Here is a 13017-nt window from a genome sequence, read left to right as displayed (position 1 = left end):
CTTACGCGGGATCATTCCGGCGTCGGGGTGATCCTGCAACTCTTGCGCTGGCGGATCTCGTCGTCCGTCGGCCGCTCGCGGATGAACTCGAAGCGCGGCTCGCCTTCGCTGTAGTGCACCAGCCAGCCCCATTCCAGCTTGAGTTCATCCTGGCCGGGCTCGGGCGGTCTGGCCCACCATGGTTCCTTGCTGATGATCTGTCGCATGGCCCCCTCCGGTTTTTCGGGATGCTAAAACTATAACGCGCCTGCCCCACGATGCCAGAAATGCGCTGGTCGGCAGGCGGGTGTTGAGTACACTCAGGCAGTCTTCCCAAGAGGTGTCCGGCATGAACGACGAATCCCGCGAGCCGTTCAAGCGTCTGTTCTTTGCGCTGAACTGCGCCCCGGCCCAGCGCCGGGAGATAGCGCAGTGGCGCAGTGCGCTGCAACTGCGTAACGGACGGCCGGTGCCGGCGGAAAACTTTCACCTGACGCTGAAGTTTTTGGGGGCGGTGGGCGCGGCGCAGATTGCTGATATCTGTACCGCTGCGGCGGCGATCCGTACACCGGGCGAGCGCTTGACGGTGGTGCTGGATCAGTTGGACGTGTGGCGCAGGGCAGGGGCGCTGGTGCTCGCACCGGAGCAGGCGCCCCCGGCATTGTTGCGCCTGGTGTATGCCCTGGAACAGGCGATGTTGCCGTTCGGCCTGGAGCAAGCCCCAAGGGAATACCGTCCGCACCTGACCCTGGCGCGAGACTATCGGGCACCGGTGCCGGAGTCCGCAACGGCGCCGGAATTCTTCCTGCGTGCCGACCGGTTCACCCTGTTCGAATCCCACAAGGGCCGCTATCGGGCGCTGGCCGAATGGCCTTTGATCGATCCCCAATAAAAAAGGCGCCCGAGGGCGCCAAAATTCACCTGAACCGAGGGAGCCAGGTGAGGCCGTTCTACTTGCAGGAGAGGCAGCGGTGGTAAGGCGCTGCGTGAACGGAAATGGGTAAAGCTGAAATGTGTGCTGGCTGTTCTGGCCTCATCGCGAGCAAGCTCGCTCCCACAGGGGGGGAGCGTCGTTCGCACATCATTGGTTCAACACGGACCACTGTGGGAGCGAGCTTGCTCGCGATGGCAATCTCAGGCTCAGCAGATCAACTGAGTGAATTACTGGCCCAACTTCACCTTGGTCCAGCCACGGGTCATGATCCGCTGGACGGCAATCGGCTGGTCCGGCACGGCATAGAGCGTGGCCATCACCGCTTCCGGCGGGTAGGAGCCCGGATCGTTGCGGATCGCTTCATCGACCAGTGGCGTGGCCGCAGCGTTCGCGTTGCTGTAGCCGATGTTGTTGGTGATGTCGGCAATCACGTCGGGGCGCATCAGGAAGTTCATGAACAGGTACGCGTTCTCGACGTTGGCGGCATCGCGCGGGATGGCGAGCATGTCGTAGAAACTGGCGGCGCCTTCTTTCGGGATGCTGTAGTCGATCTTCACCTTGTCCCCGGCTTCCTGGGCGCGGGCCTTGGCCTGCAGCACGTCGCCGGAGTAACCGACGGCCACGCAGATGTTGCCGTTGGCCAGGTCCGAGATGTATTTCGACGAATGGAAGTACGCCACGTTCGGGCGAATCTTCATGAACAGCGCCTCGGCTTCGGCGATGTGCTGTTTGTCCTGATCGTTCACCGGGTAGCCCAGGTAGTGCAGGGCGGTCGGGATCATTTCAGTCGGCGAATCGAGGAAACTGATGCCGCAGGCTTTTAGCTTCTCGGCGTTTTCCGGTTTGAACAGCAGGTCCCAGGAGTTGGTCGGGGCGTTGGCGCCGAGCACTTCCTTGACCTTCTGCGGGTTGAAGCCGATGCCGATCGAGCCCCACATGTACGGGATGGCGTGGGCGTTGTCGGGATCGCTCGCGGAGGCATTTTTCAGCAGCACCGGGTTGAGGTTTTTCCAGTTCGACAGCTTTGACTTGTCCAGTTCCTGATAGACACCGGCCTTGATCTGCTTGGCCAGGAAGCTGTTGGACGGCACGACGATGTCGTAGCCGGATTTACCCGCCAGCAGGCGTGCCTCAAGGGTTTCGTTGCTGTCGAAGACATCGTAGGTCACCTGGATGCCAGTCTCGTCCTCGAACTTCTTGACGGTATCCGGGCCTATGTAATCCGACCAGTTATAGACGCGCAGAACCTTGTCATTGGCCTGGGCGCCGGTGGCGATTGCGCCCAATAAGGACAGTGTCAGCAGAGTCCTGCCAAACATTTTCATCGGTACAACTCCATTTTTTTATTCAAAAACACAAAACAGTGAACACAACACCTGTGGCGAGGGGGCTTGCCCCCGTTGGGTCGCGCAGCGGCCCCAAAACCGGATTCCGCGGTGTTTCAGTTACACCGAACGCACTGGTTTTACGGTTGCTGCGCAGCCGAACGGGGGCAAGCCCCCTCGCCACAAAGAGCAAACCACAGCGTCTTAGGCGGTGGCTTCCAGCATTTTCTTTTCAGGTTGCTGCCAGGATTCGCTGGCGGTCTGGTCCATGGCTTCCTGGATCGCGCGCTTGCGGCTTTCTTCGGCACGGCGGCTGAAGTACCAGACCATGAAGGTCACGATCGACACTGCCAACAGGATCAGGCTGGCCACGGCGTTGATCTCGGGCTTGACGCCCAGACGCACCGCCGAGAACACTTCCATCGGCAGGGTCGTGGAACCCGGGCCGGACACGAAGCTCGCCAGCACCAGGTCATCCAGCGACAGGGCGAACGACATCATGCCGCCGGCCGCCAGTGACGGCGCGATCATCGGAATGGTGATCAGGAAAAACACCTTGAACGGCTTCGCACCCAGGTCCATGGCCGCTTCTTCGATGGACAGGTCCAGTTCGCGAAGGCGGGCGGAGACTACCACTGCCACATAGGCGGCACAAAACGTGGTGTGGGCGATCCAGATCGTGACGATGCCACGCTCCATCGGCCAGCCGATCAACTGCGCCATGGCCACGAACAGCAGCAACAGCGACAGGCCGGTGATCACTTCAGGCATCACCAGCGGCGCGGTGACCAGGCCACCGAACAGCGTGCGGCCCTTGAAGCGTGTGACGCGGGTCAGGACGAACGCGGCCAGCGTCCCTAGTGCGACTGCCGCAATCGCGGTGTAGCAGGCGATTTCCAGCGAGCGCAGCACCGACCCCATCAACTGGCTGTTGTCGAGCAAACCGGCGTACCACTTGATCGACCAGCCACCCCACACCGTCACCAGCTTGGAGGCGTTGAACGAGTAGATCACCAGAATCAGCATCGGCAGGTAGATAAACGACAGGCCGAAAATCAGCATGAACTTTGAAAATCCGAAGCGTTTCATCCCCGTGCCTCCATCTCTTTGGCCTGGCTGCGGTTGAACAGCAGAATCGGCACAATCAGGATCAACAGCATTACCACCGCCAGGGCGGACGCCACCGGCCAGTCGCGGTTGTTGAAGAACTCTTGCCACAACACACGGCCGATCATCAGGGTTTCCGGGCCGCCCAGCAGTTCCGGAATCACGAACTCACCGACCACCGGAATGAACACCAGCATGCAACCGGCGATGATGCCGTTCTTGGCCAAAGGCACGGTGATTTTCCAGAAGCTGTTGAAGGTGCTTGAACCCAGGTCCGATGCGGCCTCCAGCAGGCTCTGGTCATGTTTGACCAGGTTGGCGTACAGCGGCAGCACCATGAACGGCAGGTATGCATAGACGACGCCTATGTAGACGGCGATGTTGGTGTTGAGGATCTCGATCGGGTGCGAGGTCAGCCCGGTCCACATCAGGAACCCGTTGAGCAGGCCGTTGTTGCTGAGGATGCCCATCCACGCATAAACGCGGATCAGGATCGCGGTCCAGGTCGGCATCATGATCAGCAGCATCAGCACGTTCTGCGCTTCCTTGCTGGCCTTGGTGATGGCGTAGGCCATCGGGAAACCGATCACCAGGCACATCACGGTGCTGAAAAACGCCACCTTCAACGAGCCCAGGTAGGCAGACAGGTACAGCTCATCCTCGCCCAGCAGGGTGTAGTTGCCGATGTTGAGCAACAGCTGGAATTTCTGCTCGGCGAAGGTGTAGATCTCCGAGTAGGGCGGAATGGCCAGGGCCGCTTCCGAGAAGCTGATCTTCATCACCAGGAAGAACGGCAACATGAAGAACAGGAACAGCCAGATGAACGGAATCCCGATGACGAACTTGCGCCCGCTGGGGACCCACCTCAGGAATTGCTGATTGAAGGTTTTCATGCGCGCAGTACCACGCCGCTGTCGTCTTCCCACCACACGTAGACCTGATCGTCCCAGGTCGGACGCGCACCACGGCGTTCGGCGTTGGCCATGAACGACTGGACGATCTTGCCCCCAGGCAGCTCGACGTAGAACACCGAGTGCCCGCCCAGGTAGGCGATGTCATGCACTTTGCCCGCGGACCAGTTGTAGCGGTTATCCGGCTTGACGGTGCTGACCAGCAGTTTTTCCGGGCGGATCGCGTAGGTGATCGACTTGTCCTGCACCGAAGTGCTGACGCCGTGACCGACGTAGATCTTCTGCTCCAGGTCCGGGCTGTGGATGATCGCGTGACCTTCCAGGTCCTCGACCACGGTGCCGTCGAAGGCGTTCACGTTGCCGATGAATTCGCAGACCATGCGGCTGACCGGTGCTTCATAAATGTCCACCGGGCTGCCGATCTGGGCGATCCAGCCCAGGTGCATGATCGCGATGCGCTGGGCCATGGTCATGGCCTCTTCCTGGTCGTGGGTCACCATCACGCAGGTCACGCCCACGCGCTCGATGATCTCCACCAGCTCCAATTGCATCTGCGAACGCAGCTTTTTATCCAGTGCGCCCATCGGTTCGTCGAGCAGCAGCAGCTTCGGACGCTTGGCCAGGGAACGGGCCAGGGCCACGCGCTGACGCTGGCCGCCGGACAGTTGGTGCGGCTTGCGCTTGGCGTATTGGGTCATGTGCACCAGGCGCAGCATCTCCTGCACCCGGGCGTCGATTTCGGCCGCTGGCAAACGGTCCTGCTTGAGGCCGAAGGCGATGTTCTGCGCTACCGTCATGTGCGGGAACAGCGCGTAGGACTGGAACATCATGTTGATCGGTCGTTCGTACGGCGGCATGTCGGTGATGTCGACACCGTCGAGCAGAATCCGGCCTTCGGTCGGGCGCTCGAAACCGGCGAGCATGCGCAGCAGGGTCGATTTGCCGGAACCGGAACCACCGAGCAGGGCGAAGATTTCACCCTGGTGGATTTCCAGGGACACATCGTCCACGGCGATGGTTTCATCGAACTTCTTGGTGACGCGATCGATTTTCACCAACACCTTTTTCGGTGCCTGGTGACCCTCAAGAGCCTTCCTGTAGATGCTGGAGGCGTTTGCCATGTGAAACTCCCAACAGGTTTCAGTCGCCCGGCCAACACGGCCCGGCTTAATAGTGGATTGCAAACCCGTATCGGGGACTTCGGTCAGAACGCAGACCCTGTGGGAGCGAGCTTGCTCGCGATGAGGCCGGCACAATCGACATTGATGTCACCTGACACATCGCTATCGCGAGCAAGCTCGCTCCCACAGGGATTTGCGTTTGCTGATCGAACTCACCCATACCGCTCGGGTTTATTCGGCGCCGCCATCCTGGCTGCCTGGTCGTACTTGTTGTTATTGCAGTGTGTTGTTTTCGCGAGCGAGGCACGCACAAGCGCCTGCCCGCTCGCGTTGGGCAGTCAATCGTTGAATGTGGGTATCAGGTCGTCAGCTCGAGTGACGCAATGCCGCCCGTTGCCGGCAGGCTTCGCCAAACGCCTGGAAAATACTCAAGTAAGGAGGGTTGTTCAGCACTTGCCATTCCGGGTGCCATTGCACGCCGAGGGCAAAGGCCTTGCTGTGCTCGACGGAGATCGCCTCGATCAGGCCATCGGGCGCGACGGCTTCGGCGCGCAGGCCGGGCGCGAGGCGGTCGATGCCCTGGCTGTGAATCGAGTTCACGTGGAACACCGCAGGCAGCTCCAGCGCTTCGAACACACCGCCGGGCTGCACATTCACCTCATGGGCGGGGGCGTATTGCACGGCCAGGTCCGGATGGTTGGCCTCGCGATGGTCGAGCAAGCCAGGCAGCTCATGGACCTTCTGATGCAGGCTGCCACCGAACGCCACGTTCATTTCCTGGAAACCACGGCAGATGCCGAGCACCGGCACGCCCGCTGCAATAGCGGCGCGGATCAGGGGAAGGGTGGTGGCATCCCGCGCCGGATCATGATCCGTGCCGGGGGCGCTGTCGGGGCCTTGATAGTGGAAGGGTTCCACGTTCGACGGCGAGCCGGTCAGCAACAGACCGTCGAGCTGCGGCAGCAGGTCATCGATTTCGGTCAGGTCGCCCAAGGAAGGAATAACGACAGGCAGCCCCAGTGCCGCAGCGCTGACAGCACGCAAGTACTTGTCACCGCTGATGTGGTAGGGGTGCAGGCCAATCTGTTTGACGCACGCAGTAACGCCGATCAATGGCTTGAGTGCCATTTTTATCACCTCGAAGTTTCACACTTGAACGAGCTTTTCCGGAGCTTAGCCTTGTTGATTTTAATTAACAACTCTCATGTAAAAAATTCTAAACGCCGCACGTCCGATCTTCAGGGTTTACGCGTGTTTGAGGGCGTATCTGGCACTCTCGTCCCCCTAGGAGGCCCGAAAATAAACGTTGAAAGGCCAAGTGTTCGCTATTGACTTCACTTTGCCTTTCGGATTGACTGGGCTCGTGAAAGGGCGGTGAACATAATAATTAACAGTAAAAAATAGGTGCATCATGTCGGTCCCTCTGCGTGCCGTTCAACTCAACGAAGCAAACGCATTCCTTAAGAAACATCCTGAGGTTTTGTACGTCGACCTTCTGATTGCGGATATGAACGGTGTGGTGCGCGGCAAGCGCATCGAGCGCACCAGTCTTCATAAGGTTTACGAGAAAGGCATCAACCTGCCGGCCTCTCTGTTTGCTCTGGACATCAATGGTTCCACGGTGGAAAGCACCGGCCTGGGTCTGGACATCGGCGATGCCGACCGGATCTGCTACCCGATCCCCGGCACCCTCAGCATCGAGCCATGGCAGAAGCGCCCGACCGCGCAACTGTTGATGACCATGCACGAAATCGAAGGCGAGCCATTCTTCGCCGACCCGCGTGAAGTGCTGGCCAATATCGTGCGCAAGTTCGACGACATGGGCCTGACCATCTGCGCCGCGTTCGAACTGGAGTTCTACCTGATCGACCAGGACAACGTGAACGGTCGTCCGCAATCGCCACGTTCGCCGGTGTCCGGCAAGCGTCCGATGTCGACCCAGGTGTACCTGATCGACGACCTCGACGAATACGTCGATTGCCTGCAAGACATCCTCGAAGGCGCGAAAGAGCAGGGCATCCCGGCTGACGCCATCGTCAAGGAAAGCGCCCCTGCGCAATTCGAAGTCAACCTGCATCACGTGGCTGACCCGATCAAGGCCTGCGACTACGCGGTCCTGCTCAAGCGTCTGGTGAAGAACATCGCCTACGACCACGAGATGGACACCACCTTCATGGCCAAGCCGTATCCGGGCCAGGCAGGTAACGGTCTGCACGTGCACATTTCGATTCTCGACAAAGAAGGCAACAACATCTTTGCCAGCGAGGATCCCGAGCAGAACGCCGCGCTGCGACACGCGATCGGCGGTGTGCTCGAGACCCTGCCGGCGCAGATGGCGTTCCTTTGTCCGAACGTCAACTCGTACCGTCGTTTCGGCGCGCAGTTCTATGTACCGAACTCGCCGAGCTGGGGCATCGATAACCGCACCGTGGCCGTGCGTGTACCGACCGGCTCCAAGGACGCCGTGCGCATCGAGCATCGTGTAGCCGGTGCCGACGCCAACCCGTACCTGCTGATGGCATCGGTATTGGCCGGTGTTCACCACGGTCTGACCAACCAGATCGAACCGGGCGCCCCGGTGGAAGGCAACAGCTACGAGCAGAACGAGCAGAGCCTGCCGAACAACCTGCGCGACGCACTGCGCGAGCTGGACGACAGCGAAGTCATGGCGCGCTACATCGACCCGATGTACATCGACGTGTTCGTGGCGTGCAAGGAAAGCGAGCTGGCCGAGTTCGAGAACTCCATCTCCGACCTTGAATACAACTGGTACCTGCACACCGTCTGACGGCGTTGGCGGCACACACAAATCCTGTGTGCACCGCCAAACCCTGTGGGAGCGAGCTTGCTCGCGATGAGGCCATCACATTCAACATGGATGGCGTCTGACCCACCGCTATCGCGAGCAAGCTCGCTCCCACAGGGATTGCGGTTCTTTTCAGATTCTTATTCCCCTGCGTCGAGTCACAACCATGACAAACACTCGCAGCGATTGGGAGCAGCGCTTCCAGTCCCTAACCATCGAAGGTCGCGCATTCATTGACGGCCAATACTGCGCAGCCGCCAGCGGCGCGACGTTCGAATGCATCAGCCCCGTGGACGGTCGTTTCCTGGCGAACGTCGCCAGCACCGACGAAGCCGACGCCAATGCAGCGGTCGCCGTGGCGCGCCGCACCTTCGAATCCGGCGTGTGGGCCAACCTGGCCCCGGCCGAGCGCAAGCGCATCCTGATCCGTTTCGCCGACCTGATCCTGGCGAACCAGGAAGAACTGGCCCTGCTCGAAACCCTCGACATGGGCAAGCCGATCAGCGACTCCATGAGCATCGACATTCCGGCGACCGCCAACGCGATCCGCTGGACCGCCGAAGCCATCGACAAGATCTACGACGAAGTCGCCGCCACGCCCCAGGATCAACTGGGCCTGGTGACCCGCGAAGCGGCCGGCGTGGTCGCGGCCATCGTGCCGTGGAACTTCCCGCTGATCATGGCCAGCTGGAAATTCGCCCCGGCTCTGGCGATGGGCAACTCGTTCATCCTCAAGCCTTCGGAAAAGTCCCCGCTGACCGCGATCCGCATCGCGCAGCTGGCGCTGGATGCCGGCATCCCGAAAGGTGTGTTCAACGTCCTGCCGGGCTACGGCCACACCGTTGGCAAGGCGCTGGCGTTGCACATGGACGTCGACGTGCTGGCCTTCACCGGCTCCACGGCGATTGCCAAGCAGCTGATGGTCTACGCCGGGCAGAGCAACATGAAACGCGTCTGGGCCGAAGCCGGGGGCAAGAGCCCGAACGTGGTGTTCGCCGACGCGCCGGATCTACGCGCGGCAGCACAGGCGGCGGCCAGTGGCATCGCCTTCAACCAGGGTGAAGTCTGCACCGCCGGTTCTCGCTTGCTGGTGGAGCGTTCGATTCGCGAGCAATTCATTCCATTGTTGGTGGAAGCCCTGCAAGCCTGGAAACCGGGCCACGCCCTCGACCCTGCGACCACCGTCGGCGCGGTCGTCGACCAGCGTCAACTGGACAACGTATTGCGCTACATCGGCATCGGCAAAGAGCAGGGCGCCGAACTGATCGCCGGCGGCAGCCGCACCCTCGAAGACACCGGTGGCCAGTACGTGGAACCGACGATTTTCGACGGCGTGACCAACGCCATGACCATCGCCCGGGAAGAAATCTTCGGCCCGGTGCTGTCGGTCATCACCTTCGACACCTTCGATGAGGCCCTGGCGATTGCCAACGACAGCATCTTCGGCCTGGCCGCTGGTGTATGGACCAGCAACCTGAGCAAGGCCCACACCTTCGCCCGTGGCCTGCGTGCCGGCAGCGTCTGGGTCAACCAGTACGACGGCGGCGACATGACCGCGCCGTTCGGCGGGTTCAAGCAGTCGGGTAACGGTCGGGACAAATCGCTGCACGCGTTCGACAAGTACACCGAACTCAAGGCGACCTGGATCAAGCTCTGATAACAATAAAGCGACGGTCGCCGGCTCTGTCGGCGGCCATCGGAGAACTGTATGAAACAGACACATGTAAACAGCTACTACGCCGCCACTCGCAACTTCACCGGTGATTTCCCAGTGCTGGAAGGGGCGGTGGACTGCGACGTCTGCGTGATCGGCGCCGGCTACACCGGCCTGTCCTCGGCCCTGTTCCTCGCCGAAGCGGGCTACAGCGTGACCGTGCTCGAAGCGGCCAAAGTCGGCTTCGGCGCCAGCGGTCGCAACGGTGGCCAACTGGTCAACTCCTATAGCCGCGACGTCGATGTCATCGAAGAGCGCTACGGCGACAAGACTGCCGAGGTCCTCGGCAGCATGATCTTCGAAGGCGCCGACATCATCCGTCAGCGCATACAGCACTACGACATCCAGTGCGACTACCGTCCCGGCGGCATCTTCGCGGCGATGAACAAAAAGCAACTCAAAGGCCTGGCCGAACAGAAGAAGAGCTGGGAACGTTACGGCAACAAGAACCTGAAAATGCTCGACGCGGCCGACATCAAGCGCGAAGTGGGTTCCGACGCCTACGTCGGCGGCCTGCTGGACATGCAGGGCGGCCACATTCACCCGCTGAACCTGGCCCTCGGCGAAGCCTCGGCCATCATCGGCCTGGGCGGCAAGATCTACGAGCAGTCGGCGGCGGTGGAAATCACCTACGGCGAGCCGATCACCGTGCGCACCGCCAAAGGCGTGGTGAAGGCCAAGTACCTGCTGATCGCCGGTAACGCCTACCTGCCGCAAGGCCTGGACAACCGCGTGACCAGCAAGAGCATGCCGTGCGGTTCGCAGATCGTCGTCACCGAGCCGTTGTCTGAAAAGCAGGCCCGAAGCCTGATCACCAACAACTACTGCGTGGAAGACTGCAACTACCTGCTCGACTACTACCGCCTGACCGCCGACAACCGCCTGCTGTACGGCGGCGGCGTGGTCTACGGTGCACGCGAGCCGGACGACATCGAACAACTGATCCGCCCGAAGATCCTCAAGACCTTCCCGCAATTGAAGGACGTGAAGATCGACTACCGCTGGACCGGCAACTTCCTGCTGACCATGTCGCGCATGCCGCAATTCGGCCGTATAGAGAAAAACGCCTACTACATGCAGGGCTACAGCGGCCACGGCGTCACCTGTTCGCACCTGGCCGGCAAACTGATCTCGGAAATGATCCGTGGCGACGCCGAGCGCTTCGATGCATTTGCCTCGCTGCCGCACATGCCGATGATCGGCGGGCGTACCTTCTCGGCGCCGTTGACCGCCCTCGGCGCGGTGTACTACTCGCTGCGTGACCGTTTCGGGATCTAGGTTTTACCTCACCGGCGGCTGCCCCAAAAAGGTGCCGCCGGTTTTTTATTTCAGCAACACAGCAAATCCCCCTGTGGGAGCGAGCTTGCTCGCGATAGCGGTCTGACATTCGACATTGATGTTGACTGACCCGCCGCCATCGCGAGCAAGCTCGCTCCCACAGGTCTTGTGTCTTGACCCAGAATTATCATCAACAGGTTCTTTTTTTCAGCCGTTTATCGAACCTGCTGAGCATTACGAACAAACGTGATTTAATAGCCGCCTTTCACGTTTCCGGGACCGGAAAACGGCGTGATCCGCGCCTGCACTCCACCCCTCCATTATCCCTGTAGGAGCGAGCCTGCTCGCGAAAGCGTTGGTTGAGTCGACATCAATGTTGAAGGTCAGATCGCAATCGCGAGCAAGCTCGCTCCTACGGGTTGGCACATAAGGCTGTCATGGACACGGGCTCACGACTCAAATTAGTACGCGAAAGCTACAAACTGTCCCAGCGCGAGCTGGCCCGGCGTAGCGGCGTCACCAATGCAACCATCTCCCTGATCGAACAGAATCGGGTCAGTCCTTCCGTCAGCTCCCTGAAGAAATTGCTGGAGGGCATCCCCATGTCCCTGGCCGACTTCTTCACCTTCGATCAGCCGCCGCGCGAACACCAGTACGTCTTCCGCGCCAACGAACAGCCTGACCTCGGCCGCCATGGCCTGCGCTTGCTGCTGATCGGCGCGTCCGTGCCAAGCCGGCAGATGCGCCTTCTGCGCGAGCAATACGCACCGGGCGCAAGCTCCGGCGAAGAGCCGATCGTGCATTCCGAAGGCGAGGAGTGTGGGTTGGTGACCCGGGGTACCGTGGAGTTGACCGTGGATGGCCAGGTGAGTGTGCTCAACGCCGGGGATGGCTATTACTTCCCGACGACCTTGCCGCACCGGTTTCGCAATATCGGGGCGGATGAGGCGGAAATCATCAGCGCCAACACACCGGCGAACTTCTGATAACCGCTTTTTGGGCAGGGATCATCAGGATCCAGCCGTTAAAACCCGCCTCTGATGCGGGTTTTTTTATCATTTGAATCTGGTTTGGCCGGGCATCTTGAATGTGCAGTGTTGGTCATTTCCAATGCTCAAGACGAAATACTGCACCCTTTGCGGGTTATTTCGATCTGTTGGTAGTCGGCGCGCGTTTCTTTCTGCAGGGTGGCCAACAGAGATAAAGTGGCTTGCGGATCATTGAGCGGTAATGTCTTGAGTACCTCGACATCAACATCCCACCACTTGCTGTCGATCAGCGCTTCAATCAACTCGGGTGTGTGCCGATACTTGACAACTTTTGCCGGGGTGCCGGCAACAATGGCGTACGGTGGCACGTCATGGGCAACCAGGGCGCGGGTTGCGATGACAGCGCCGGTGCCTATGGTCACGCCTTCCAGGATCATCGCGCTATGGCCGATCCAGACGTCATGCCCAATCGTGATGTCCGCAACCTCCGGGTCGTAAACCAGCGCAGTGTCGGTATATTGAAAGGGATGTGAACTGAGCCAGTCCAACGGATGCGAGCTCTTTTGTTGGCCGATAAAACAGCTGCTGCCAATGGAGCAAAACCTGCCAATGGATGAGACCGCCGAAAGGACGCAGTCACTGCGGATATAAGTATGCGCACCAATTTCCAGCTTTTTTGACTCTATGACCATATGCCCAAGCGTCACGCCTTCTTCTAGGGTCACTGTCGATCTTTTGTGCAGCGACAATAAACCGCCCGCCACTTTGCATTTGTGTTTGCGGATCCATCTTTTCCAGTAACTATTTCGCAAGTAACTAATTATTGTTTTCATGAACCGCTGTCTTGGATATC

The 13017-nt window shown here is 60.0% G+C and carries 12 protein-coding genes; 5 read left to right on the top strand and 7 right to left on the bottom strand.

The window, feature by feature from the left end; translation table 11 throughout:
* Window positions 1-11: 11 nt before the first annotated feature.
* The gene (locus ABIE16_RS15370; protein ID WP_056727280.1) at window positions 12-206 is read right to left on the bottom strand and encodes a hypothetical protein; all 195 of its coding nucleotides are present in this window, start codon (window positions 204-206) and stop codon (window positions 12-14) included.
* 122 nt (window positions 207-328) lie between these two features.
* Between ABIE16_RS15370 and thpR the strand changes: the two genes are divergently transcribed.
* Window positions 329-871 (top strand): RNA 2',3'-cyclic phosphodiesterase, encoded by a 543-nt coding sequence (gene thpR, locus ABIE16_RS15365; RefSeq protein WP_429521478.1) that lies wholly within the window; start codon window positions 329-331, stop codon window positions 869-871.
* 269 nt (window positions 872-1140) lie between these two features.
* On the opposite strand, the gene ABIE16_RS15360 is transcribed toward thpR, so the two are convergent.
* The 5 genes from ABIE16_RS15360 to ABIE16_RS15340 all read right to left on the bottom strand — a co-directional run bounded on the left by ABIE16_RS15360 (window position 1141) and on the right by ABIE16_RS15340 (window position 6505).
* Window positions 1141-2238 (bottom strand): polyamine ABC transporter substrate-binding protein, encoded by a 1098-nt coding sequence (locus ABIE16_RS15360; protein ID WP_150814395.1) that lies wholly within the window; start codon window positions 2236-2238, stop codon window positions 1141-1143.
* Between the two features lie 204 nt (window positions 2239-2442).
* Window positions 2443-3327, bottom strand: coding sequence for an ABC transporter permease subunit (locus tag ABIE16_RS15355; RefSeq protein ID WP_154908602.1), 885 nt, complete (start codon window positions 3325-3327; stop codon window positions 2443-2445).
* The gene (locus tag ABIE16_RS15350; RefSeq protein ID WP_150814396.1) at window positions 3324-4238 is read right to left on the bottom strand and encodes an ABC transporter permease subunit; all 915 of its coding nucleotides are present in this window, start codon (window positions 4236-4238) and stop codon (window positions 3324-3326) included. The genes ABIE16_RS15355 and ABIE16_RS15350 overlap by 4 nt, the downstream gene beginning before the upstream one ends.
* Window positions 4235-5377, bottom strand: coding sequence for a polyamine ABC transporter ATP-binding protein (gene potA, locus ABIE16_RS15345; RefSeq protein ID WP_102672777.1), 1143 nt, complete (start codon window positions 5375-5377; stop codon window positions 4235-4237). The genes ABIE16_RS15350 and potA overlap by 4 nt, the downstream gene beginning before the upstream one ends.
* Before the next feature lie 366 nt (window positions 5378-5743).
* Window positions 5744-6505, bottom strand: coding sequence for a gamma-glutamyl-gamma-aminobutyrate hydrolase family protein (locus ABIE16_RS15340; RefSeq protein ID WP_429521477.1), 762 nt, complete (start codon window positions 6503-6505; stop codon window positions 5744-5746).
* 283 nt (window positions 6506-6788) lie between these two features.
* On the opposite strand from ABIE16_RS15340, the gene ABIE16_RS15335 reads away from it, so the two are divergent.
* The 4 genes from ABIE16_RS15335 (at window position 6789) to ABIE16_RS15320 (ending at window position 12161) form a co-directional block, all read left to right on the top strand.
* On the top strand, window positions 6789-8165 hold the full coding sequence (locus tag ABIE16_RS15335) for a glutamine synthetase family protein (protein ID WP_090456168.1): 1377 nt from the start codon (window positions 6789-6791) through the stop codon (window positions 8163-8165).
* A 184-nt stretch (window positions 8166-8349) separates the two neighbouring features.
* Window positions 8350-9840, top strand: coding sequence for an aldehyde dehydrogenase (locus ABIE16_RS15330; protein WP_150814399.1), 1491 nt, complete (start codon window positions 8350-8352; stop codon window positions 9838-9840).
* A 51-nt stretch (window positions 9841-9891) separates the two neighbouring features.
* Window positions 9892-11175, top strand: a complete 1284-nt coding sequence (locus ABIE16_RS15325) for an NAD(P)/FAD-dependent oxidoreductase (RefSeq protein WP_154861981.1) — start codon at window positions 9892-9894, stop codon at window positions 11173-11175.
* Between the two features lie 437 nt (window positions 11176-11612).
* On the top strand, window positions 11613-12161 hold the full coding sequence (locus ABIE16_RS15320) for a cupin domain-containing protein (RefSeq protein ID WP_007975263.1): 549 nt from the start codon (window positions 11613-11615) through the stop codon (window positions 12159-12161).
* A 128-nt stretch (window positions 12162-12289) separates the two neighbouring features.
* Here the strand turns inward: ABIE16_RS15320 and ABIE16_RS15315 are convergent, their stop codons facing one another.
* Window positions 12290-12997: a CatB-related O-acetyltransferase gene (locus tag ABIE16_RS15315; protein ID WP_429521476.1), complete on the bottom strand. Its 708-nt coding sequence runs from the start codon at window positions 12995-12997 to the stop codon at window positions 12290-12292.
* Between the last annotated feature and the right edge of the window lie 20 nt (window positions 12998-13017).

This window comes from Pseudomonas sp. 2725 (assembly GCF_050434585.1).
Classification (GTDB): Bacteria; Pseudomonadota; Gammaproteobacteria; order Pseudomonadales; family Pseudomonadaceae; genus Aquipseudomonas; species Aquipseudomonas jessenii.
The sequence above is the reverse complement of the archived record's forward strand: the minus strand, read 5'-3'. Positions and strand labels throughout refer to the sequence as shown.